Origin of the sequence: Microvirga ossetica (assembly GCF_002741015.1) — a bacterium.
Lineage (GTDB): Bacteria > Pseudomonadota > Alphaproteobacteria > Rhizobiales > Beijerinckiaceae > Microvirga > Microvirga ossetica.
The window spans coordinates 3173918-3196337 of record NZ_CP016616.1 but is presented as its reverse complement, the minus strand read 5'-3'; the positions used below and the strand labels follow the sequence as shown (position 1 = coordinate 3196337).

The 22420-nt window shown below is 65.3% G+C and carries 20 protein-coding genes; 11 read left to right on the top strand and 9 right to left on the bottom strand.

Annotated features, from left to right (window positions below; all coding sequences use genetic code 11):
* Window positions 1-90: 90 nt before the first annotated feature.
* Together BB934_RS15175 and BB934_RS15170 are read right to left on the bottom strand one after the other, a co-directional pair.
* Window positions 91-1416 carry an HlyD family type I secretion periplasmic adaptor subunit gene (locus BB934_RS15175; RefSeq protein ID WP_099510374.1) on the bottom strand — a complete coding sequence of 442 codons (1326 nt, stop codon included), beginning with the start codon at window positions 1414-1416 and terminating at the stop codon, window positions 91-93.
* Window positions 1417-3189, bottom strand: coding sequence for a type I secretion system permease/ATPase (locus BB934_RS15170; protein ID WP_099510373.1), 1773 nt, complete (start codon window positions 3187-3189; stop codon window positions 1417-1419). It lies immediately after the preceding gene.
* Window positions 3190-3586: 397 nt separating this feature from the next.
* Between BB934_RS15170 and BB934_RS15165 the strand changes: the two genes are divergently transcribed.
* Window positions 3587-4462 (top strand): hypothetical protein, encoded by an 876-nt coding sequence (locus BB934_RS15165; RefSeq protein ID WP_099510372.1) that lies wholly within the window; start codon window positions 3587-3589, stop codon window positions 4460-4462.
* A gap of 3 nt (window positions 4463-4465) precedes the next feature.
* On the opposite strand, the gene BB934_RS50230 is transcribed toward BB934_RS15165, so the two are convergent.
* The 6 genes from BB934_RS50230 to BB934_RS15140 form a co-directional block, all read right to left on the bottom strand.
* Complete coding sequence (locus BB934_RS50230) at window positions 4466-4600, bottom strand: hypothetical protein (RefSeq protein ID WP_257792359.1); 135 nt, start codon at window positions 4598-4600, stop codon at window positions 4466-4468.
* Window positions 4600-5649, bottom strand: a complete 1050-nt coding sequence (gene cydB / locus BB934_RS15160; protein ID WP_099510371.1) for a cytochrome d ubiquinol oxidase subunit II — start codon at window positions 5647-5649, stop codon at window positions 4600-4602. The genes BB934_RS50230 and cydB overlap by 1 nt, the downstream gene beginning before the upstream one ends.
* A 107-nt stretch (window positions 5650-5756) precedes the next feature.
* On the bottom strand, window positions 5757-7193 hold the full coding sequence (locus BB934_RS15155; RefSeq protein ID WP_099510370.1) for a cytochrome ubiquinol oxidase subunit I: 1437 nt from the start codon (window positions 7191-7193) through the stop codon (window positions 5757-5759).
* Between the two features lie 130 nt (window positions 7194-7323).
* Window positions 7324-7662: a hypothetical protein gene (locus BB934_RS15150; RefSeq protein WP_099510369.1), complete on the bottom strand. Its 339-nt coding sequence runs from the start codon at window positions 7660-7662 to the stop codon at window positions 7324-7326.
* 294 nt (window positions 7663-7956) lie between these two features.
* Window positions 7957-9123, bottom strand: a complete 1167-nt coding sequence (locus BB934_RS15145) for a DNA topoisomerase IB (RefSeq protein WP_099510368.1) — start codon at window positions 9121-9123, stop codon at window positions 7957-7959.
* 27 nt (window positions 9124-9150) lie between these two features.
* Window positions 9151-9468, bottom strand: coding sequence for a SemiSWEET family sugar transporter (locus tag BB934_RS15140; RefSeq protein ID WP_099510367.1), 318 nt, complete (start codon window positions 9466-9468; stop codon window positions 9151-9153).
* 112 nt (window positions 9469-9580) lie between these two features.
* On the opposite strand from BB934_RS15140, the gene BB934_RS15135 reads away from it, so the two are divergent.
* From BB934_RS15135 to BB934_RS15110, 6 genes are all read left to right on the top strand, one after another.
* Entirely contained in the window at window positions 9581-10732 is a 1152-nt protein-coding gene (locus tag BB934_RS15135) for a glycosyltransferase family 4 protein (protein ID WP_237049979.1), read from the top strand.
* On the top strand, window positions 10729-11379 hold the full coding sequence (locus BB934_RS15130) for a class I SAM-dependent methyltransferase (protein WP_099510366.1): 651 nt from the start codon (window positions 10729-10731) through the stop codon (window positions 11377-11379). Before BB934_RS15135 ends, BB934_RS15130 begins: the two co-directional genes overlap by 4 nt.
* 172 nt (window positions 11380-11551) lie before the next feature.
* Window positions 11552-12067 carry a Fur family transcriptional regulator gene (locus tag BB934_RS15125; RefSeq protein ID WP_099510365.1) on the top strand — a complete coding sequence of 172 codons (516 nt, stop codon included), beginning with the start codon at window positions 11552-11554 and terminating at the stop codon, window positions 12065-12067.
* Window positions 12068-12190: 123 nt separating this feature from the next.
* Window positions 12191-13477 (top strand): flavodoxin-dependent (E)-4-hydroxy-3-methylbut-2-enyl-diphosphate synthase, encoded by a 1287-nt coding sequence (gene ispG / locus BB934_RS15120; protein WP_099512883.1) that lies wholly within the window; start codon window positions 12191-12193, stop codon window positions 13475-13477.
* Window positions 13478-13664: 187 nt separating this feature from the next.
* Entirely contained in the window at window positions 13665-15611 is a 1947-nt protein-coding gene (locus BB934_RS15115; protein ID WP_099510364.1) for a potassium transporter Kup, read from the top strand.
* Window positions 15612-15654: 43 nt separating this feature from the next.
* The gene (locus tag BB934_RS15110) at window positions 15655-16200 is read left to right on the top strand and encodes a GNAT family N-acetyltransferase (RefSeq protein WP_099510363.1); all 546 of its coding nucleotides are present in this window, start codon (window positions 15655-15657) and stop codon (window positions 16198-16200) included.
* Between the two features lie 67 nt (window positions 16201-16267).
* On the opposite strand, the gene BB934_RS15105 is transcribed toward BB934_RS15110, so the two are convergent.
* The gene (locus tag BB934_RS15105; RefSeq protein ID WP_099510362.1) at window positions 16268-16873 is read right to left on the bottom strand and encodes a hypothetical protein; all 606 of its coding nucleotides are present in this window, start codon (window positions 16871-16873) and stop codon (window positions 16268-16270) included.
* A gap of 141 nt (window positions 16874-17014) precedes the next feature.
* Here BB934_RS15105 and BB934_RS15100 point away from each other — a divergent pair, with 141 nt between their 5' ends.
* The 4 genes from BB934_RS15100 (at window position 17015) to BB934_RS15085 (ending at window position 22378) form a co-directional block, all read left to right on the top strand.
* A complete protein-coding gene (locus tag BB934_RS15100; protein WP_099510361.1) occupies window positions 17015-17554 on the top strand; it encodes a PepSY domain-containing protein in 540 nt (179 codons plus the stop codon).
* Entirely contained in the window at window positions 17554-18216 is a 663-nt protein-coding gene (locus BB934_RS15095; protein WP_099510360.1) for a response regulator transcription factor, read from the top strand. Before BB934_RS15100 ends, BB934_RS15095 begins: the two co-directional genes overlap by 1 nt.
* A complete protein-coding gene (locus BB934_RS15090; RefSeq protein WP_099510359.1) occupies window positions 18213-19619 on the top strand; it encodes a sensor histidine kinase in 1407 nt (468 codons plus the stop codon). The genes BB934_RS15095 and BB934_RS15090 overlap by 4 nt, the downstream gene beginning before the upstream one ends.
* Before the next feature lie 215 nt (window positions 19620-19834).
* Window positions 19835-22378 carry an HWE histidine kinase domain-containing protein gene (locus BB934_RS15085; RefSeq protein WP_099510358.1) on the top strand — a complete coding sequence of 848 codons (2544 nt, stop codon included), beginning with the start codon at window positions 19835-19837 and terminating at the stop codon, window positions 22376-22378.
* Window positions 22379-22420 lie beyond the last annotated feature (42 nt).

Sequence of the window (22420 nt, the reverse complement as noted above, 5' to 3'; positions counted from 1 at the left end):
TTGAGGTGGCTTCCGCAGCCCTTCAAACGAAAAACCGCGGCCGAGGCGTTCTGCCCCGACCGCGGTTTCCGAAGGATCGCGTGGAAAGGATCAGTGCTCGCGGAACGCGCGGGCGATCTGCTCCTGCATGGGCTTGAAGAAATATTCGAACGGGGTGCGCTGGTTCACCTCGACGAACACCTCCGCCTGCATGCCGGCGATCAGATGGATGTTCTCGAGCTTCTTGATCTCGTCCTGCGGCAGCGCAACGCGGATCGTGTAGAAGGTCGTGCCGGTCTGCTGATCCCGCGACACGTCCGCCGAGATCCGGCTCACGCTGCCATGCAGATCGGGCACCATGCGCGCGTTGGCGGCATGGACCTTCACCGTCGATTTCTGCCCGAGCTTCACCTGATCGATCTCGTGCGGGAGCACCTTGGCCTCGAGCTCGAGCTTGTCGTTAATCGGGACGATGTTCATCACCGGCTCTGCGGGCGAGATCACGCCGCCGATGGTGTGGACGTTGAGCTGGTGGACATAGCCGTCGCTGGGAGCACGGATGTCGATGCGCTTCAGCTGGTCCTCGGCCGCCACGCGGCGCTCGGTATATTCCGCGATCTTGCCCTGGATCTCGCGCAGCTCCTGCATCGCCTCGGCGCGCATCTGCTCGTCGATCTGGATGATCTGGAACTGGGTCTCGGCGATGCGGCTTTCCGCCTGGGCGACAGCCGCGATGAGCTGGCCGCGCTGGCCTTCGATGCTGGCGGCATCGCGCTCGAGGGCGTTCAGGCGCGTGATCGGAACCAGGTTCTTCTCGTAGAGGTCGCGGACCGCCTTCAGCTCGCCGACGATCAGCTCCGCCTCGCGGGCTTTCGCCGTCTGCTGCGCCCTCAATCCCACGATCTCGTCCTGGGACTGCGCGATGCGCTTTTTGAGCTGGTCCTTCTGCGCCTCACGGGAGGCGCCGCGTGCGATGAACAGCGTACGCTCCGACGACACGATCTTCTGAACGGCCGGCTCGTTCAGACGAGCGGCGAACTCCGCCGGCATTTCGATTGTGGCCGTCCCGTCGCGCTCGGCCTCGAGGCGTGCCTGGCGGCCGAGATACTCGTCGAGCTGCTTCGTCACGACCTGCATGTTGGCGCGGGTCACCGTCTCGTCCAGGCGGACCAGGAGATCGCCCTGGGACACCCGGTCGCCCTCCTGGACCCTCAGCTCGCCGACGATGCCGCCGGTCGAATGCTGGATCTTCTTGACGCTGGTATCGACCACGAACTGGCCGCCGGCGACGACGGCGCCGGACAGGGTCGAGGTCGCCGCCCACAGGCCGATGGTTCCGCCGAAGAGAGCGATCATGGCCACGCCGCCGATGGTCGACTGGCGCAGGATCCTCTGGTGGACGGAGGGTTTCTTCTGGGGAGCTTGAATGACCAACATTTAACCAACCTCTCGCAGGTTAGCGGCCGGAGCGGCCGGCGCCTGCTGCGGGCGCCCGGGTGCCGGTGCCGCCGCATTGCGTTTCATGACGGATTGCAGGACCTCGTCGCGCGGTCCGACGGCCTTGATCCGGCCCTCTTCCATGATGGCGACCTGGTCGACCTGGCCGAGCGCGGCCGGGCGGTGGGTGATGACGACGACGATGCCGCCGCGCTTCCTCACCGCGAGGATGGCCTGGTTCAGGGCTTCGTCGCCGGCGCCGTCGAGGCTGGCATTGGGCTCGTCGAGCACGACCAGGAACGGGTTGCCGTAAAGGGCGCGGGCCAGCGCGACGCGCTGGCGCTGGCCGCCCGAGAGCGAGGCGCCGCCTTCACCGATGCGGGTGTCGTAGCCGTCCGACAGATTGAGGACGAGCTCATGGGCGCCGGCGGTCTGCGCTGCGGCGATGACATCCTCCGGCTTGGCGTCCGGCTGGAAGCGCGAGATGTTCTCGGCAATGGTGCCTTCGAACAGCTCCACGTCCTGGGGCAGGTAGCCGATATTGCGGCCGAGCGGATCCGGCTCCCACTGGTCGAGGGCAGCCCCATCGAGGCGGATCTCGCCGCGCAGGGTCGGCCACACGCCGACGAGGGCGCGGGCGAGGGTCGACTTGCCCGAGGCGCTGGGGCCGATGAGGCCGAGGCCCTGGCCCGCCTGGAGCTGGAGCGTGGCGGCCTGGACGATGGGCAGCGAAGCGCCGGGGGCGCCGATATAGACGTCCTCGACCGACAGGGCGGCCTTGGGGGCCGGCAGCGGCATGCGCTGGCCCTGGGCCGGCACGATGGTCATGATATGCGCGAGGCGGCGATAGGCCTGGCGGGAGGCGGTGAAGCCCTTCCAGTGCGCGACCGCGATCTCGATGGGAGCGAGCGCACGGGACATCAGGATCGAGCCGGCGATCATCAGGCCGCCCGACATCTGCCCCTGGATCACGTAATAGGCGCCCAGGCCCAGGATGGCCGACTGGAGCACCATGCGGAAGACCTTGGCGAAGGCGCTGATGCCGGCCGAGGACTCGCTGGCGACGAGGCCGTCATTGACGTGACGGACATGCACCTCGTCGTAGCGCTTGGCCAGGAAGCCCAGCATGCCGTTGGCACGGATCGCCTCCGCATTGCGGCGGCTGGTCTCGGCCATGGCATGGCGCTCGGCGCCGCTCTTGGTCACCTCGAAGGAGGGACCCTTGCTCTTGGCGTCGGTGTAGAGGGTCAGGATGATGATGACCACGCCGCCGACCACCGACATGACGCCGATGCCGGGATGGATCATGAAGCAGCCGATGAGGAAGATCGGCATGAAGGGCATGTCGAACAGGGCCGTCGGGCCCAGGCTCGAGAGGAAGCCGCGGATCGTGTCGAGGTCCCGGATCGGCTGCATGCTCTCGGCCTGCCGGGCGCCCTTGAGCGGCATCGTGGCCACGAGGTCGAAGACGCGGTGGGACAGGAGCTCGTCGAAGCGGGCGCCGATGCGCGCCAGCATCCGTCCACGCAGCATGTCGAGGCCGCCGGAGAGGGCAAAGGCCGCAAGCGTGATCAGCGAAAGGCCGATCAGGGTGGCGATGCTCCGGCTGGACAGCACGCGGTCATAGACCTGGAGCATGTAGATGGAGCCCGTGAGCGCCAGAACGTTGACGACCGCGGAGAATACGGCGACGCCAGCAAATGAGGGAAAGCACGTCTTCAGAGCGTCTTGGACCTCTGTGCTCTCTTCCCGGTTTCTCGATGCCTGCTTCATATCTTCTTTCCGTAGGCTCGCCAGTCGCCCGGCGCCATCATGGTTTCAGAACCACTGTGAAAGGTTATACCTTAGCACAATAGTTGCCATCTGGCGATGGCAGCGATGTCGGGCTTAATGGCCCCACAAGAGTATCTCGTTATAGTTAGACCTGGGAGGCCAGGTTTCTCAGCACTCTTATGGGTATTGAGGTGCCCCTAAGGTGGTCGCTTCCGTTACGCCACCTTTTGTAACTCTATTCCATGTAACTATGTCAACAAAAAGGTTTTGCAAAAACACGGCGCTTCGACATTTCCCCTCTATTCGGAGAGCATGTAACGTAAGCACCTCACGCAAATGTAACGATTTGGTAAAGGTTTAAGGTTAATCCTCTCTGACCTGAAAATGAGGTCGGAATATGGACATCGGCTTAGGTTCCCGGGAACGCAGCGAAACGGCAAAACACGCGGGCGAATCGTCCGCCGGCCCCATCCGGATCGACCCCAATGCCAGCGCGGCCCTTGAAGAGGCCATTAAAAGCGCAAAGCTTGGCCTGAAGCCGCTGCCCTCTCCCGAGGTAGGGACGAGCGAGCGTGTTGCAACCGGCGATCGGACACTTTCGACGAAGTTCCTGAGCCAGGCTGCCGTGGGGCTGCTGTTGATCGGCGCCGGCTGGTCCGCCTCCTATCTGGGGACGCTTGCGAACCGGGACGTCATTCGACAGCTCGAAACGGAGACGGTCCGCAGCCAGGAGATTCTGGCGCGGCTGAGCGCCGATCTCGGCGCGCTCAGGGAAACGGTCGTGGCCTTCAGGGAAGTCGAGCACACCTCCTCCACCGCCTCCGTGTCCGAGCAGACGGAGCTCACCGACAAGGTCGAGCGCCTGACGATCAGCCTGCAGGAGCCGGGCAAGAAGCTTACCGCCCTCGAAGGACGGCTCGAGCGGATGGAAACCCAGATCCTGACGACACTCGCGGGGCTCAACACCAATCTCGCCGGGCTGAACGCCAAGCCTGCCGCTTCCGCTGCTCCCACCGCGCCTCCTGCCCCGGTCGAGGCCGCGGCTCGCGAGGAGGCTCCTGCACCCAAACCGATCAAGAGCGAACCCGTCGACGGTTGGGTGCTGCGCGAGGTCTATAACGGCGCGGCCCTGGTCGAGAACCGCAATCGCCGCCTCTACGAGGTCATGCCCGGCGGCATGCTTCCCGGCGTCGGCCGCATCGAAGGCATCGAGCGCCGCGGCGCCCGCTGGGTGGTCGTCACCGACAAGGGCTTCATCGGCACGTATCGGTAACCGTCATCGCGGAATGATCGCCCGCAGGCCATAGACGGCGCCTGCGAAGACCGCGAGGCTCGCGACATATATGAACACGAACCAAAGGAGCCGTTTCGAGCGACGCTCCGACGGGCGACGATGCGTTTCAGCCTGCATCAGTGATATCCGTAGCCGCCGCCTGAGATCTCGTCCGCCACCTTGCCGCGGAAGACGTAGTAGCAATAGGCCGTGTAGACGAAGGTCATCGGCAGCACGATGGCGAAACCCACCAGGGCGAAGAGCTGCGAATTGACGGTGTTCGCCGTGTCCCAGATCGTCAGGCTCGGCGGCACGATATAGGGGAAGAGGCTCACACCCAGGCCCAGATAGCCGAGCAGGAACAGAGCGATCGCCAGGAAGAACGGCCGCAAATGCCGCCCCTCCTCCAGATCGCGGAAGAGCCTGTAGACCACATAGGCCGTGATCAGCGGGATCGGCGCGAGGAAGGCGATATTGGGCCATGTGAACCAGCGCGTCTCGATCTGGCGGCCAAGGAAAGGCACCCACACGGACACGACGGCCATGGCAAGGACGGTGGCGAGGAGAAAGCGCACCGCCATCCGGCGCGCCCAGATTTCCAGCTCCCCGGTCGTCTTCATCACGCACCACGTGGCGCCGAGCAACCCGTAGCCGCAGATCAGGCTGAGGCCGGTAACCACGCTGAAGGGCGTGAGGAAATCGAAGGTGTCGCCGGTGAACTGACGCCCGTCGGTGGAAAAGCCCTGCACGAAGGTGCCGAGCACCATGCCCTGGAAGAAGGTCGCGAGCAGGGAGCCGAAGAAGAAGGCGTTGTCCCATAAAAATTTCGAGCGCTCCGCCTTGAAGCGGAACTCGAAGGCGACGCCGCGGAAGATGAGGGCGACGAGCATGAGGATGATCGGCACGTAGAGCGCGGGCATGAGCACCGCATAGGCGATGTGAAAGACGGCGAAGAGACCGCCGCCGCCGAGGATGAGCCAGGTCTCGTTGCCGTCCCAGATGGGAGCGACCGAGAACATCATCCGGTCGCGCCAGTTCTCGCTGCCCGCCGCCTTGAAGAGAATGCCGACGCCGAGATCGAACCCGTCGGCGATCACGTACATGGCCACAGCCACCGCGAGCAGCCCCGCCCAGATCAGCGGCAGCCAGAAGGCGAGGCCCTCGTATTCCATTCCGAAGCCGAACATGTTTTTCGCCTCCTAGAGCCGTTTCCACTGATGTGGAACCACCGCTCTTCTTCTTTGCTTTGCCGCATTCTCGACGGCGCGCCGGATCCACTTCGCCAAAAAATGCTTTAGCGCACCGGCAGCGCCCGGTGACCGGGCCCGCCTTCAAGTCTCTCGTCCGGCAGCGAGAGCGGACGCTTCGGCTTCCTGTGCAGGTCGTCGCCACGCATGTCCTCGATCGGATCGGGCCCGCGCCGCAGGAGCTTGGCGAGGTAATAGGAGCCGAAGCCGAACACGAAGGCATAGACGACGACGAAGGTCAGTAGCGATGCGGTCACAGCACCCGCGGATACGGGCGAGACCGCGTCGGCCGTGCGCAAGTGTCCGTACACCACATAGGGCTGACGGCCGATCTCGGCGGTGAACCAGCCGAAGAGCACGGCGCCGAAGCCCGAGGGCGTCATGATCATCGCCGCGGTGAGGAATGCCCTGCTGGTGAACAGCGTGCCCTTCACGCGCAGGTACAGGCTCCACAGGCCGATGCCCAGCATCGCGAAGCCGATGCCGACCATGACGCGGAAGGAGAAGAAGACGGGCCAGACCGGCGGACGCTCGTCCGGCGGCACGTCCTTGAGGCCCGGCACGACACCGTCGAAGGCATGCGTGAGAACCCAGCTGCCGATCTTCGGGATCGCGATCTCGTAACGGTTCGTCTCCGCCACCTCGTCGGGAAGCGCGAAGAGGCGCAGGGGCATGTTGTCCATGCGGTCCCAGTTGCCCTCGATGGCGGCGAGCTTGGTCGGCTGGTACTTCAGCACGCCGAGGCCATGCAGATCGCCGATGAGGATCTGCACCGGCACGAAGATGGTGGCGAACCACAGGGCCATGGATAGGGAGCGGCGCGAGCCTGCGAGCTTTGCTGCCGGCGCATCGTGCGGATGGCGCAGCAGCATCCAGGCCGACATGCCGGCGACCGCGAACGCGGTCGTCAGGTAGCAGCCCATCACCATATGCGCGTAGCGTAGAGGAAAGGACGGGTTGAAGACGACCTTGAACCAATCGACCGGCACCGCCTTGCCGTTCTCGATGGCGAAGCCGTCGGGCGTCTGCATCCAGGAATTGGCCGAGAGGATCCAGAAAGCGGAGATCAACGTGCCCAGCGCCACCATGCAGGTGGCGAAGAAATGCAGGCGGTCGCCCACCTTCTCCCAGCCGAAGAGCATGATGCCGAGAAAGGCCGCCTCGAGGAAGAAGGCGGTGATGACCTCATAGGCGATGACGGGCCCAAGCACGTTGCCCGTGAACTCGGAGAACCGCGACCAGTTGGTGCCGAACTGGTAGCTCATGACGATGCCCGACACGACGCCGAGGCCGAAGGACACCGCGAACACCTTCACCCAGAAGCGGAAGAGATTGCGATAAAGCGGATTGCCGGTGCGCAGCCAGTTGAATTCCAAAGCGGCGAGCCAGCTGGCAAGGCCGATGGTGAAAGCTGGAAAGATGATGTGGAAAGCAATCGTGAACGCGAATTGGATGCGCGAGAGCATCAGGGCATCGAATTCCATCTCCGCTTCCCCTCATCGACATACCCTCCTGCTTTTAGGGCGGCAGCGGGGTACGGACCAGGGGGCTCGACGTCTCGGCAGGGTTACGCGGGAGGAATACAGTCCGTGACGGCCATGACACGCAATGGCATCATTTGCGGCAGGCGAAGGGCGGGAAGGTGCTCGCCGTGCCTGCATTCATGGCCGCCACCACCATCATGTTGGCCAGATCGAGCTCCTCCGCGGAGCGCGGACAGACATTGGCCTGCGCCGTGCATCCGGAGGCCAGAAACGCTTCATGACGGTCGAGAAATTCCTGGCCCAGACCCTTCGTGCCGCGCCGCGCGAGCGCCTCCGACCACGCCGTCTTGTAGCGCGCACATTTCACCTCGGGCCAAGTCTGGGATTGTTGATCCTGGGCAGAAGCGTACGAAACGCAGGTGACAACAAACAAAGCCGCAATGGAAATCGATTTCAGCAAACGGCTCATTTGACCTCTGTTCCGGTTCGTACCAGGCGCGGTGGACCACGGGAGAAGCAGTGGGTCAAGCCACCACAAAAGATGCCTAAGACCAAGCTGTCATCCCGGGGCCGCGCAGCGGAGCCCGGGATCCATAGCCATTGACGTTGCAGAAAGAGGCGGGACGCTGCTCGCTCGTCCTTGAACCGTCGCAGTTATGGATCCCCGCCTTCGCGGGGATGAGAGCGTCGAGATTCACGCGGCACATTTTGCGCCTAGTCCCGGATCGGCTTCGCCGTCCGGGATGACCGTGAATTTCGGGTATCAAGCCCGCAGCTCGGCCTCGGCCTGTTTCCTGCCTCTCGATGCACGGCGCTTCTTTGCCGGCTTCTTCTCCGCCTGCTTCTCGACCTCGCGCGAGAGGCGCTCCTGCAGAAGGCTTAGGACGGCCGCCTCCTCGGGCTTGAGGGAGGACAGATCCTCCCGCAGCTGCGTCTCGATCCGCTGCTTGACGTCCAGGAGCAGGCCGCCGTCGAGGTAGCAGGCGAAGACCTCCGGATGCACGTAGCATTTGCGGCAGATGCTCGGCGTGTTGCCGAGGCGCGAGGCGACCTTCTCGATGGCCTCGCGGATATTCTTCTTGGCCTTGGCCTGGTTGTCGAATTCCTCGAATTCCGACAGGGCGAGCGCCGCCAGCACGGTGCCGGCCCAGGTGCGGAAATCCTTGGCCGTGATCTCGCGCCCGGTGATCTCCTTCAGATAGGCGTTCACGTCCGCCGAGGTGATCGAAAGCTGCTCGCCGTCATCGCCGATATACTGGAACAGGTCCTGGCCCGGCAGGTCCTGGCAGGCCTTGACGATTCGGGCGATGCGCCGGTCCTTCACCTGCAATTTCCAGGTCTTGCCGCTCTTGCCCTTGAACTGGAAGCGCAGCTCGCCGCCCTCCACCTTCACATGCGGATCGCGCAGGGTGGTGAGGCCGTAGCTCTTGTTCTGCTTCACGTAATCGGAATTGCCGACGCGGATCAGGGTGTTCTCGAGCAGATGCACCACCGTCGCCAGCACCTTCTCGCGCGGCAGCCCGCGCAGGCTCATATGCTCGTCGATGGTCTTGCGGATCGCCGGCAGGCCTCGCGCGAACTCGAGCATGTGCTCGTATTTCGTGCTCTCGCGAACCTCGCGGAAGGCCGGATGGTAGCGATACTGCTTGCGGCCCTTGGCGTCGCGGCCGGTCGCCTGGATGTGGCCGTTGGCCCTCGCGCAGATCCACACATCCGTGTAGGCAGGCGGGATGGCGAGTGACCTGATGCGCGCCAGCGTCGCCTTGTCGGTGACTTTCGCGCCGTCCGGCTTGGTATAGGTGAAGCCCTTGCCGGATTTCCGGCGGCGGATGCCGGGTGCCTCGTCGGAGACGTAAGTGAGGCCGGCCGTCTCGGCGGCATCGCGCGGATCGACGACATTATCGGTGGTGGCGTTCGGTTCCAGGAGCATGGGAAGCCTTGGATGAAAAACAGAACGTCAACCGTGGCGCGCCATCCCAGGTTCCCTGTGCGGGCGCGCCTCGCGTCTCCTGCGCCGTTCGTTGCGGATCTTGAACACGAGAATGGTGCCGCTCAGGCCCAGGCTGAGGAGATTGAAGATCACGACCGGCCAGCTGCCGATCAGATAACCGTAGAGCGCCCAGAGCACGAAAGCGGTGACGGTCACCATGTACATGTGCTTGGAGATCGCCCGCGTGTCGCGCTCCCGCCAGGCCTTCACCACTTGAGGCACGAAGCTCGACGTGGAGAGGATGCCGGCAATCGTCGCCAGGACCGTCGGCAGCCAATCCTCCATAGGCGATCTCTCCCATATCTTAAGACGACGGCAACGGGTGCGAAGCACGGGGAGTTCCCTTCCGCCCCATGCCGAGGTTACAAGTGCGCAACCGTTTCACCCGGATCATCCCTTGTCTTCCTTTCCCCTGCCTGACGTCAAAGGCCGCAAGCTCGTCTTCATCGTTACCGAAGACTGGTTCTTCGCCTCCCACTTCCTGCCCATGGCCAGGGCTGCCCGCGAGCTCGGGCTCGAGGTGACGGTCGTCACGCGGGTGCGTGCGCACCGGGAGGCGATCGAGGCCACCGGTGCCAAGGTCATCCCTTTCGAGGCCGACCGGCGCAGCCTGAACCCGGTCACGACCGGCCTGAAGACCGGAGATCTCGCCGCGATTCTCCGACGGGAGAAGGCCGATCTGGTCCATTGCATCGCGCTGCGCAGCATCCTCGTCGGCGGCTTCGCGGCAGGCATGGTCGGGGTTCGCAGGCGGGTCTATGCCTTGACCGGCCTCGGTTTTCTCGGCGCCCGCACAGACCGGATCGCCCGTCTCGCCCAAAGGGCCGTGCGCCTCCTCGTGCGCGGCCTGGAGACCCGCCAGACCCGCTACGTTTTCGAGAACCCGGACGATCCGAAGCTGCTCGGCCTCGATCCCGCGGGCGAGAACGTCGTCATCCTGGGCGGAGCCGGGATCGATCCCGAAGCCCTCAGGCCCGCTCCCCTGCCCCCGCAGCCACCGCTCAAGGTCGCCATCGTCGCCCGCATGCTCTGGTCGAAGGGAATCGACGTGGCCGTCGAGGCGGTCCGCAGCGCGCGGGCGCAGGGGGCTGCGGTCGAGCTGTCCCTTTACGGTGTTCCCGATCCCGCCAACCCGAAATCCATCCCGGACGAGCCCCTGAAGGCCTGGGCCGCGGAGCCCGGCATCGCATGGCACGGCAGGACGGAGGATGTTGCCGCCGTCTGGCGGGATCATCACGTGGCCTGCCTGCCCTCCCGCGGCGGCGAGGGCCTGCCGCGGACGCTGCTGGAAGCCGCCGCCTGCGGCCGGGCCATCGTCACCACGGACGTTCCCGGCTGCCGCACCCTGGTGCGGGACGGCACCGAAGGCCGCCTCGTTCCCGCCGGCGATGCGGCAGGCCTAGCCGAGGCGCTCTCCGACCTGTCCCGCCAACCGGATCTCGTCGCCCGCATGGGTGCGGCGGCCCGCGCCCGTGTGCTCGACGGCTTCACCGAACGGGACGTGATGGAGACCGTCAAGCGGCTCTACAGCGCCATGCTGGCCGCATGATCGTGGACCCTGTCGCCTTCATCCGCGCCGAGACCCGGCTTCGCCCGGTGCCCCACGCGCCGGAGATCGCGCTCCATGTGGCCGACGAGGCGACGGAGCTGTGGCAGAAGACCGAGGAGGAACTCGGCGAGATCGGCCTGCCGCCGCCCTTCTGGGCTTTTGCCTGGGCGGGAGGACAGGCGCTTGCCCGCTACATCCTGGACCATCCCGAGACGGTGCGAGGGAGGCGCGTGCTTGATTTCGCCTCCGGCTCGGGCCTCGTCGCCATCGCCGCCATGAAGGCCGGGGCGGCCGAGGTGACCGCCTGCGACATCGATTCCTTCGCCATCGCGGCCATCGGCATCAATGCCGCCGCCAACGACGTGTCCGTCACTGCGCTCCAGGCGGACATCGTCGGCGAGGATCGCGGCTGGGACACGGTGCTCGCAGGCGACATCTGCTACGAGCAGGACCTCGCCGCCCGGGTCGTCGCGTGGCTGTTTTGCTTGAGCGAACGCGGCGCCACCGTGCTGATCGGCGATCCTGGGCGCAGCTATCTTCCGAAGGACCGCCTCGACAGCCTTGCCGTCTATCAGGTGCCCGTCAGCCGGACCCTCGAGGATTCCGATATCAAGAAGTCCGGCGTCTGGCGCTTTCGCAACCCTTAGGCGGATCCGGCATCGCTGCACCTTCTGCACAGATTTCAGGCACGTCCCATGCATTTTTCCTCTTCAAATATGTAGCGTTATAACATACATTAATGAAGTGGTTCGCGTTCCGGATGCCGGGGTGCGGACGTGGGGGGCGCAATTTTCAGCCGTTCGAACCAGGAGCGATCCCATGGCTCATACACTGTCTCTTCAGCACACAGGACCCCATGTCGGCGTTCCGATTCAGGCGCCCCGCTTTTCTGAACGGACGGAGCGGGCCATGGCCCAATCGGAGGCCTTCTGCCGCGCCAGGGGAGCGCGGCTGACCCCGATCCGCCGCCGTGTGCTGGAGCTGCTCCATGGCTTCGACAAGCCGCTCGGCGCCTACGACCTGGTGGAGCTGCTCGGGTCGCAGGGCCACCGCATGGCGCCGATCACGGTCTATCGCGCCCTGGATTTCCTGATCGAGCAGGGTCTGGCGCATCGGCTCGCGAGCCGGAACGCCTATATCGTCAGCTCGACCGTCTCTAGCGGCCGCACAACCACAGCCTTCCTGATCTGCGAGGCCTCCGGCGATGTGAACGAGATCGCATCGCCCGACGTGGCCGACACGGTGACCAGGGTGCTGCGCGAGCAGGGCTACCAGCCTCGCAGCCGGATCCTGGAGATCACCGGGCGCTGCGGCCATTGCCGGGACGTCCACTGACCCGTCGGGCTGACCCGGACATCGCCCCTTTACGGGTCCGATGCTCTAGGCCGCGCTTGACGAAGAAGGGTTTTGGCATCAGCTAAACGGCGGCAGCCTCGAGCTGCCGCCGTGGATTTCAGCATGCCCCTCACCTCGCCTTCCGAGACCGCTGTCGCCTCCGAGAGCCTCGCCGGCCCCGCTCCGCGCCATCGCACCATTGGCGTGCGCGTCGGGTCCGTCATGGTCGGCGGCGGCGCGCCGATCGTGGTCCAGTCGATGACCAACACGGACACGGCTGACGTGGATGCGACCGTGGCCCAGGTGGCGGCGCTCGCCCGGGCTGGCTCGGAGATCGTGCGCATCACCGTCGACCGCGACGAGGCTGCCGCCGCCGTGCCGCGGATCCGCGAACGCCTCGACCGGCTCGGCGTGGACGTCCCCCTCGTCGGCGACTTCCATTATATCGGCCACCAGCTTCTCGCCGATCACCCGGCCTGCGCCGAGGCTCTGGCCAAGTACCGCATCAATCCCGGCAATGTGGGTTTCAAGGAGAAGAAGGACCGGCAGTTCGGGGCCATCGTCGAGCAGGCGATCCGGCACGGCAAGGCCGTGCGCATCGGCGCCAATTGGGGTTCCCTCGATCAGGAGCTGCTCACCCACCTGATGAACGAGAATGCCGCCTCGTTAAGCCCGCGCGACATGCGCTGGGTCACCCGCGAGGCGATGATCCGGTCGGCGCTGCTCTCCGCCGCCCGCGCCGAAGAGATCGGTTTGGGCAAGGATCGGATCATCCTCTCGGCGAAGGTCTCGGCCGTGCAGGACCTGATCGCCGTCTATCAGGACCTCGCCCGCCGCTCCGACTACGCCATCCATCTCGGCCTCACCGAGGCCGGCATGGGCACCAAGGGCATCGTGGCCTCCTCCGCCGCCATGGGCATCCTGCTCCAGGAGGGCATCGGCGACACGATCCGCTATTCCCTGACGCCCGAACCCGGCGGCGATCGGACAGTCGAGGTCAAGACGGCCCAGGAGCTGCTCCAGACCATGGGCTTTCGCACCTTCGTGCCCCTCGTCGCTGCCTGCCCGGGCTGCGGACGCACCACCTCCTCGGTTTTCCAGGAGCTGGCCCGCGACATCCAGACCTGGATCTCCACTTCCATGCCCGAGTGGCGCCGCACCTATTCCGGCGTCGAGAACCTGAACGTGGCGGTGATGGGCTGCATCGTGAACGGTCCCGGCGAGTCGAAGCACGCCAATATCGGCATCTCGCTTCCCGGCACGGGCGAGCAGCCCGCCGCTCCGGTCTTCATCGACGGCAGGAAGGCCATGACCCTGCGCGGCCCGACCCTCGCCCAGGACTTCCAGAAGATCGTTCTCGACTACATCGAGAAGAATTACGGCCAGGCCGGACGCGATGCCGCCGAATGAGGCAGCAAGCTTAGCCATGGAACCTCAAGCGAAATTCCGTTTTAAGCTGAAGCGCGATGTGTTAGAGAGCGCGCCGCACCGGAAATGCCGGCGGCTGCGCTCTTTGGAGAAGGGGTCCGCCCTTCGTCGTTTGCAGAGTGAGTCAACAAGGGCCGTCCGCGGACACATCCGCAAAAGAAAAGCAGACATGGCAGAGCAGCACGCCATCGCCCCAGGGCATGCGGATTCCGCAGCCCCTGAGGCCACCCTACCGGGCAGCCATCACAAGGCGAGCTTCTGGACCCTGACCCTCGGGGCCATCGGCGTCGTCTATGGCGACATCGGCACCAGCCCGCTCTATGCCATGCGCGAAACCGTGGCTGCCGCCACCGGCGGCCACCACGGCACGCCCGTTCCGCTCACCCGCGAACTGGTGATCAGCATCCTCTCGCTCCTGCTCTGGGCGCTGATCCTCACGGTTTCCGTCAAATACGTTCTCCTGCTGCTGCGGGCCGACAACAAGGGCGAGGGTGGCTCGCTGACCCTGGTCGCACTGGCACAGCGTGCGCTCGGACGAAGAAGCCTGCCGATTCTCATGATGGGCATGGCGGGTGCCGCCCTGTTCTATGGCGATGCCGCCATCACGCCGGCCATCTCCGTGCTCTCGGCTCTCGAAGGCCTGAAGCTCGTCGCCCCCTCCTTCGAGGCCTATGTCCTGCCCGGCGCCCTGGCGATCCTGATCGCTCTCTTCGCCGCGCAGAGTCACGGCACGGGCAAGGTCGCAGCGTTCTTCGGTCCGCTGACGCTCCTGTGGTTCATCACCATGGCGGGCCTTGGACTTCTCCATATCGCCGACGATTGGGAGGTCCTGCTCGCATTCAACCCCTATTACGGCGTGTCCTTCCTGATCACGCACCCGGGCACCGCCTTCGCGATCCTCGGCAGCGTCTGTCTGGCCGTAACCGGCGCCGAGGCGCTCTATGCCGATCTCGGCCATTTCGGCCGCAACCCGATCCGCGTGGCCTGGGGCACCGTCGTGTTTCCGGCGCTGGCCCTGAACTATCTCGGGCAGGGCGCGCTCGTCCTGTCGAACCCGGATTCGATCAACAACCCCTTCTTCCTGCTGGCACCGCCCTGGCTGCTTCTGCCCCTCGTGATCCTCGCCACGCTCGCGACCATCGTCGCAAGCCAGGCCGTGATCACCGGCGCCTATTCCCTGACCAGGCAGGCGATCCAGCTCGGCCTGCTGCCGCGCCTGGAAGTGCGTTTCACCTCTGAAAGCCATCAGGGGCAGATCTACCTGCCGCGCGTGAACTGGCTTCTGCTCGCCGCCGTGGTCGGCCTCGTCCTGCTCTTCGGCTCCTCCAGCAGCCTCGCCAGCGCCTACGGCATCGCGGTCTTCGGCACCATGGTCGTCACGACCCTGCTCGCCTGCCTGGTGATGAGCCGGAGCTGGGGCTGGGGGCCGCTCAAGACCGGGCTCATCATGGTGCCCCTGCTGCTCATCGACCTCACCTTCCTGTCCTCGAACCTGGTCAAGCTCCTGGACGGCGGCTATGTCCCGCTGGTCATCGCGGGCGTGTTCTTCGTGCTCATGTACACCTGGGTAAAGGGCACCCGGATCCTGTTCGAGAAGACCCGCAAGATCGACGTGCCCTTCCTCGAGCTGGTGCAGATGCTGGAAAAGAGCCCGCCGCACCGGGTCAAGGGCACCGCCGTCTTCCTGACGAGCGACCCGGATACGGCGCCGGCCGCTCTCCTGCACAACCTCAAGCACAACAAGGTTCTGCACGAGAAGAACGTGATCCTCACCGTGAACAGCGAGGACGTTCCGCGCGTGGACGACGACGACCGCGTCTCCATCGAGCATGTGGGCGATTCGTTCTGGCGCATCCGCCTGAGCTACGGCTACATGGAAACGCCCAACATCCCGCGCGGCCTCGCGATCCTGCGCCGGCAGGGATTCAAGTTCGACATCATGGCGACGTCGTTCTTCCTCTCGCGCCGGTCGATCCGTCCCGCCAGCCAGTCGGGCATGCCGCTGTGGCAGGACAAGCTGTTCATCGGCCTCGCGAAATCGGCGAGCGACGCCACGGACTTCTTCCAGATCCCGACCGGACGCGTGGTGGAAGTCGGCACGCAGGTCACCGTGTAAGCCTGTTGCTCTTGGCCTGACTCGATGTCAGTTTTGGACATCCATGACCGACATCACCCTCCTTCGCCCCAGCCTGGATCGGCTGCCCGAATATGAAGACGCCCTCGAACGGGGATGGTCGCCCAATACGGATCAGGACGTGAGCCGCGAGCAGCTACTGCAGCTGCGGCGCAATCCGGCCCGTTTCCTGCACGACCTCTACAACAGCCCGCTGGTCCGGCTGCCGGACGGACGGGAGGTGCCGCGCCTGCCGGCCCATGATTTCTGGATCAGCGACGGCGATTTCTGCGGCCGCATCGGCTTTCGCTTCCAACGCGGAACGGAAGACATGCCCAGCACCATCTACGGCCATATCGGCTATACGATCGTGCCCTGGAAGCAGAGGCGCGGCTACGCCACCCAGGCCCTGCGCATGATTCTGCCCGTCTGCCGCTCGGAAGGTTTTTCGCGGGTGCTGATCACCTGCGACGACGACAACGAGGGCTCGCGAAAAGTGATCCTGGCCAATGGCGGCGAGCCTGCGGGAACGCTTCCGCACCTGTCCCGGCCCGGCCATGTGAAATGCCTGTTCTGGGTACCGACCGCATGACCATCGGACTCGGAGGAAATTTCCCCTCCGGGCCCGATGCCTTTCTCCAGCCGGCGCGACGCCGTCGTTATCGGCCGTTGATCCTGCGGTCGTCGCCGGGCTCGAAGCGCGCGTCGCGATTCAGGCGGCCACCATTGTCGTCGTTGAGATCCGGGGCGTCATCCGCTCCGCGCCCGCGTGCTCTGCGCAGCGCAGGCAGATCGTCGGCGCCCCGGGTTCGGGTCTGGTGCTGGTCCTGAGTGCGGGTCCGCGTGCGGTCCTCGGCCCTGTTCTGGTGACGGCCGTCGTCATCCCGGGCGCGGCTCACGTTGTCGTCGCCGCCGCGTCCTCTGCCACGGCCGCTGTCGTCGCTTCGCGTATCGTCGCCCCCACGGCCACGGCCTCCACGATCGTCGCCACCACCACCGCTGCGACCGCCGTTGTCATCGCCCCCGCGGCCTCCCCGGCCACCGCTGTCGTCGCTGGAACGGCCGCCACCGTGATCATCGCCGCCACGTCCGCCGCGGCCGCCGCTGTCGTCTCCGCCGCGCCCTCCCCCATCGCCGCCGCCCCTGGCCATGGCCGGTGAGATGATGGCGCTCGCAACGACCGCCGGGATCGCCGCCGCCGTCAGCGACGCCAGGACAGTTCCCAGAACCAGGATGCTCGGACCCTTCTTGATCGGCTTTACCATCGTCTTCCTCCACTCATCCGTCGCGCCGGGATCGGCGCCGATGGAGGAGAATTTGCACGAAGCCGGCCACGTGAACCTGACAGGCCATGTCAGCGAAATATCAGTTTGGGCATGCTATGCTGGCGAGCTTTGGAACGCTTCATGATCCGACGTCACTTCATTGTCCTGCTGACCGCCGGCCTCGCCTTGACGGCGGTGGAGAGCTCATGGCCGGATCTCGCGATCGCCAAGGACGGCGACAGCGGTGGGAACAGCGGCAGCGGTGGTGGCGGTGACAGCGATGGCGGCCGCGGAGGAGGCGACAACAGCGGCAAGGGTAGCGACAACAGTGGCCGAGGCGGCGGCGATGACGGCGGAGGCCGCGGCCGCGGAGGAGACGACGACGGCGGCCGCGGCAGAGGCCGGGGACGTGACGACGACGCGGCAGCGAAGACCGGCTGGGGCAGCACCTCCTCCGAAAGTGCCCGCGAGGCCGTCTCCCAGGGCTGGGCCCTGGCCTTGAGCACCGTTCTTCCCACTGTCTCGAAAGCAGTCCCGGGCAAGGTGCTGGAGGTGGACCTGCGCCAATCCTGGACCGGCGAATGGCGCTATGAATTTCTGATTCTCACCCGGGATCGCCGCTACCAGGAGGTGGTCGTCGATGCCCGTCGCAACCAGATCCTCCAGATCAGGAGACGTTGATGAGGGTCCTTCTCGTGGAGGATGAGGCGGCCATCGCCAGGGATGTCGCGAGCGCCCTGGCCGAGACGGGCTATGTGGTGGACATCACCCGGGACGGCGAGGAGGGCTGGTTCCGCGCCTCGACCGAGGATTACGACGCCATCGTGCTCGATCTCGGTCTGCCGAAGCTCGACGGCCTGTCCGTGGTGCGGCGCCTGCGGGAGGAGGACAGCACGGTGCCGATCCTCGTTCTGACCGCCCGCGGCGCGTGGCTGCAGCGGGTCGAGGGCATCGATGCGGGAGCCGACGACTACCTGACGAAGCCCTTCGAGATGGAGGAGCTTCTCGCCCGCCTCGCCGCCCTGCTGCGTCGCGTCGGCCGCCATGTCACGCCGCTGATCGAGATAGGGACCATTCGCATCGATACGCGCCGGCTGCGGGTGATGATCAACGGCCGCGCAATCGAGCTCTCGCCGCTCGAGTTCCGACTGCTGCGCTATCTCGCCCATAATCGCGATCGCGTGGTCGCGCAGAGCGAGCTCGTCGAGCATGTCTATGGAAACGACGAGCCCGAGAGCAACACCATCGAGGCTCTGGTCGCCCGCCTGCGGCGCAAGATCGGATCGGACGCCATCGGAACCCGGCGCGGCCACGGCTACATCATGGAGACGCCTTCGCCATGAACTGCAACTCCATCCGGGTGCGGCTGCTGACGGTTGCCGTCATGTCCATCATCGCGACGATCGCCGTCGCCGGCGCCTCCCTGGTCGTGTTCTTCGAGCGTCAGGTGCTGCGTTACGTGGAGCAGGACCTCAACATCCATTGGACCGAGCTTGCGACCGCCTTCGGCACGGAGGGCGAGGCCGGCCTCGGTCAGAAACTGACCGATCCCCGCTATCACCAGCCCTATGGCGGCGCCTATTGGCAGGTCTCCGAGAACGGGCGACCGATCGTGCGGTCGCGCTCCCTCTGGGATCAGGACCTGCCACCGGGCGGCGCTCGGCCGGGAGCGGAGCGCGAGAAGGCCTTCGAGGTCGAGGGACCCGATGGCTCGGAACTCTACGTGATCGAACGGGAGGTCACGGTCGATGGCGATCAAGGGCCCCGGACAGTCAGCCTCGCGGTCGCGCTCGACCACGCGCAGGTGGTGGAACTGCGCCAGGCTTTCGGTTGGGACGTGACCCGCGTGCTCATTCCGATCGCCGCCGTCCTTGTTCTTTTCGCCTGGATTCAGCTCTCGCTGGGCCTGCGTCCGCTGCAGGACGTCGGCCGTGATCTGAATGCGGTACAGACCGGCCAGATCCGGCGCATGACCAGGCGCTTTCCGGACGAGGTCGCGCCGCTGGTCGAGAACATCAACAAGCTGCTCGACCGCCAGGAAAACCTCGTGCGCAAGGCGCGCGACCGGGCCGGCGCATTGGCGCACGGCTTGAAGACACCTTTGACGATTCTCGGCGCCGAGGTGCGGCACCTGGAGCAATCCGGCCAGCATCAGGCAGCCGAGCGCATGCAGGAGCAGCTTGGCCTCATCCGCACCCATGTGGAGCGCGAGGTCGCGCGGGCGCGCACCAGCGGCGCATCGGTGGCCTGCGGCGCCTATACCCAGGTGGACGAGACCGTCGCCCGCCTCCTGCGCCTCATGCAGCACATGCCCAGGGGCGAGGCGCTCGTGTGGGAGACCAGGATCCCGGACGACCTCGCCGTCGACATGGACCCGCACGATTTCGGCGAGGTCATGGGCAATCTCCTCGACAATGCCAGGAAATGGGCCAAAGCCCAGGTCACGATCCGTGCCGAACGCGCGAGCGAGAAGGCCCGGATCGTCGTCGAGGATGACGGGCCGGGCTTTTCTGACACCGGCGGCGTGCGCCCCGAACGCGGCTTGCAGGGACAGGCCGACCCGACCTCGAGCGGGCTCGGCCTCGGTATCGTCGAGGACATCCTGGCCGAATACGGAACGGGTGCGGAGATCGACGGCAACGGGCATTGCCGGATCTCATTCGAGATCCCGCTCTGCCGCGAGCTTCCCCTGCCAGTCGACAAGCCGGGAAGAAAACGCGAGAGGCAGGCTCCGGTCTCCTCATAGTCGGGTCCAGTCCGGGCTGATACGCACTCTCGAAGCAATGGTTTGCCGGCGGCCTGAAAACCGGTCGGATGCGCCTCACGCGTTGCAGTGGCGAGCAAAACTCCTAAAATTATCTGCCTAAGATTTGTACTAAGATTTGTAGCGGTGCTTTCCGGTCCACCCCTGAGGACACCGAACCAGGCCTGCCCTGCATCGACTGCAAGAGAGCTTGCCCCGTGACCCTGAACGAATCCGTCAATCTGACCAATTGCGACCGGGAGCCGATCCATATTCCGGGCAGCATCCAGGAGCATGGATGCCTGCTCGCCTGCGATACGCAAGCATCGGTGATCCTGCGGCATTCGGCCAATGCTCCTGACCTCCTTCGGCTGCGAGGCGAGATTAACGGGCGCACGCTAGACGAGGTCCTGGGCCAGGAAGCGGCCCATACCCTCCGCAATGCGCTGGCGACCGCAAGCAGCGAAAGTCGAGCTGCCCTCGTCTTCGATCTCGACATCGGAGACCTTGCCTTCGATGTGGCCATTCACCGCTTTCGTTCGACGGTCATCATCGAATTCGAGCCCGCGGCGTCGCAGTTCACCAAGCCCCTCGACCTGACGCGCGCCCTGATCGGACGGCTCAACAAGGCTGTCGATGCCGACCACCTCATTCGCGACACCGCCCGCCTCGTGCGCGGCCTCCTCGGCTATGACCGCGTCATGGTCTACCGGTTCGAACACGACAGTTCGGGGAAGGTCGTCAGCGAGGCCAAGCGCAGCGATCTCGAGAGTTTTCTCGGCCAGTACTTTCCCGCCAGCGACATCCCGCAGCAGGCGCGGGTCCTGTATCTGCGCAACATCATCCGCATCATCGCCGATTCGGACGGCAAGCGGATTCCGATCGAACCGGTGCTCGATGCTTCGGGCGAACCGCTTGACCTGTCTTTCGCTCATCTGCGCAGCGTCTCGCCGATCCACTGCGAGTACCTGCGCAACATGGGCGTCGCAGCTTCCATGTCGATCTCGGTCATCGTCGGCGGCGAACTCTGGGGCCTGATCGCCTGCCATCACTACTCTCCCCGCATCCTGCCCATGGGGCTGCGCGTGGCGGCCGAGATGTTCGGTGAATTCTTCTCCCTCCACCTCAACGCATTGCTCCAGCGCGGCAAGCTCGAGACCGCGACCCAGGCCCGCCGCGCCCTCGACCTGATCCTGAAGCGGGCCTCTCATCGGGCCGATGTGGGAGAGACCCTTCGGGCGAGCCTCGCCGATCTTCGACAATTGGTGCCGTGCGACGGCGTGGGGCTTTGGATCGACGGCAGCTGGACGCCCCAGGGCAGCGCGCCTTCCGCAGAGGTCGTCGCGTCCATCGCGCGGTTCGTGGGCAATGTCGCCGATGGCCGGATCTGGGCAACGCACGCCCTGTCCCATCGTCTGGCCTCGGCCGAGGAATACCGCGCCAATGCCTCCGGCATTCTCGCCGTGCCGCTCTCGCAGATCCCGCGCGACTACCTGTTCTTCTTTCGCAAGGAACAGGTCCAGACGCTCGAATGGGCCGGCAATCCGGAAAAGTCCTATGATGTCGGCCCGTTGGGCGACCGGCTCACCCCCCGCAAGAGCTTCGCGATCTGGAAGCAGATCGTCCATGCGCAATCCCTGCCCTGGTCAGAAGCCGATCGGGAGATCGCCGAGGCTGCCAGGATCGCCCTGACCGAGGTGGTGCTCCGCCACGGCGAGCTGCTGGCCGACGAGCGGACCAAGGCCGAGATCCGCCAGCGCATGCTGAACGAGGAGCTCAACCACCGGGTCAAGAACATTCTCGCGATCATCAAGTCCCTGGTCGGGCACCCGGTGCAGGAAGGGCGCAACATTCAGGACTATGTCGCCTCGCTCCAGGGCCGTATCCAGGCTCTGGCCGTCGCTCACGACCAGGTGGCGAGGGGTGAAGGCGGCGGTTCCCTTGCCGATCTGCTCGATGCGGAGCTGACGCCCTACCGGGATCCTGCCACGACGATCGTGCTCGAAGGCCCGAAGGTGTGGCTCGATGCGCGCGCCTATTCGGTCATGGCACTCGTGCTGCACGAATTGTGCACCAACGCCGCGAAATACGGCTCCCTTTCCAAGGCGGGCGGCAAGCTGTCGATCGCGTGGTCGCTCATGTCCGAAGGCGGCTGCCGGATCGAATGGCACGAGTCGGGCGGCCCGATCGTCTCACCGCCGAAGCGCGAGGGCTTCGGCACGCTTCTGATCGACCGCAGCATTCCCTACGATCTCGGCGGTGAAAGCCGGGTCGATTACCTGCCGACGGGAGTCGAAGGATCCTTCTTCATTCCGCAGAAGCACATTCTGTTCGTCACCGCGCCTGGCACCGATCCGAGAGCGCAACCGACGCCGGCCGAGGTGAGATCGGCCATCGACCTTTCCGGCACGAGCCTGCTGCTCGTCGAGGATCAGCTGCTGATCGCCCTTGATGTCGAGTTCATGCTCGACGAACGGGGCCTCGCCGACATCACCACCAGCGGATCGGTCGACGACGCCCTCGGCAAGCTGTCGGCTTTTTCCCCGGACGTCGCCGTGCTGGATGTGAATCTCGGCGAGGAAACCTCCATCCCGGTTGCGGAGGAACTCGCCAGGCGCAACATCCCCTTCGTCTTCGCGACCGGCTACGGGGAAAGAGGCATGGTCCCCTCCGCGTTCTCCGAGGTGCCGATCCTGCGCAAGCCATATGATGCCGAGAGTCTAGCCGAGGCGATCGCGTCGATGATGGGCCGCAGATCCTAGAGCATCGGACCCAAAAGTGGACCCACTTTTGGGGTCAATTCC

Excerpts from the sequence above, each read along its gene's own strand:
- BB934_RS15175 (WP_099510374.1), bottom strand. The coding sequence starts at position 1,416 with ATGTTGGTCATTCAAGCTCCCCAGAAGAAACCCTCCGTCCACCAGAGG.
- BB934_RS15170 (WP_099510373.1), bottom strand. The coding sequence starts at position 3,189 with ATGAAGCAGGCATCGAGAAACCGGGAAGAGAGCACAGAGGTCCAAGAC.
- BB934_RS15165 (WP_099510372.1), top strand. The coding sequence starts at position 3,587 with ATGGACATCGGCTTAGGTTCCCGGGAACGCAGCGAAACGGCAAAACAC.
- BB934_RS50230 (WP_257792359.1), bottom strand. The coding sequence starts at position 4,600 with ATGCAGGCTGAAACGCATCGTCGCCCGTCGGAGCGTCGCTCGAAACGG.
- cydB (WP_099510371.1), bottom strand. The coding sequence starts at position 5,649 with ATGTTCGGCTTCGGAATGGAATACGAGGGCCTCGCCTTCTGGCTGCCG.
- BB934_RS15155 (WP_099510370.1), bottom strand. The coding sequence starts at position 7,193 with ATGGAATTCGATGCCCTGATGCTCTCGCGCATCCAATTCGCGTTCACG.
- BB934_RS15150 (WP_099510369.1), bottom strand. The coding sequence starts at position 7,662 with ATGAGCCGTTTGCTGAAATCGATTTCCATTGCGGCTTTGTTTGTTGTC.
- BB934_RS15145 (WP_099510368.1), bottom strand. The coding sequence starts at position 9,123 with ATGCTCCTGGAACCGAACGCCACCACCGATAATGTCGTCGATCCGCGC.
- BB934_RS15140 (WP_099510367.1), bottom strand. The coding sequence starts at position 9,468 with ATGGAGGATTGGCTGCCGACGGTCCTGGCGACGATTGCCGGCATCCTC.
- BB934_RS15130 (WP_099510366.1), top strand. The coding sequence starts at position 10,729 with ATGATCGTGGACCCTGTCGCCTTCATCCGCGCCGAGACCCGGCTTCGC.
- BB934_RS15125 (WP_099510365.1), top strand. The coding sequence starts at position 11,552 with ATGGCTCATACACTGTCTCTTCAGCACACAGGACCCCATGTCGGCGTT.
- ispG (WP_099512883.1), top strand. The coding sequence starts at position 12,191 with ATGCCCCTCACCTCGCCTTCCGAGACCGCTGTCGCCTCCGAGAGCCTC.
- BB934_RS15115 (WP_099510364.1), top strand. The coding sequence starts at position 13,665 with ATGGCAGAGCAGCACGCCATCGCCCCAGGGCATGCGGATTCCGCAGCC.
- BB934_RS15110 (WP_099510363.1), top strand. The coding sequence starts at position 15,655 with ATGACCGACATCACCCTCCTTCGCCCCAGCCTGGATCGGCTGCCCGAA.
- BB934_RS15105 (WP_099510362.1), bottom strand. The coding sequence starts at position 16,873 with ATGGTAAAGCCGATCAAGAAGGGTCCGAGCATCCTGGTTCTGGGAACT.
- BB934_RS15100 (WP_099510361.1), top strand. The coding sequence starts at position 17,015 with ATGATCCGACGTCACTTCATTGTCCTGCTGACCGCCGGCCTCGCCTTG.
- BB934_RS15095 (WP_099510360.1), top strand. The coding sequence starts at position 17,554 with ATGAGGGTCCTTCTCGTGGAGGATGAGGCGGCCATCGCCAGGGATGTC.
- BB934_RS15090 (WP_099510359.1), top strand. The coding sequence starts at position 18,213 with ATGAACTGCAACTCCATCCGGGTGCGGCTGCTGACGGTTGCCGTCATG.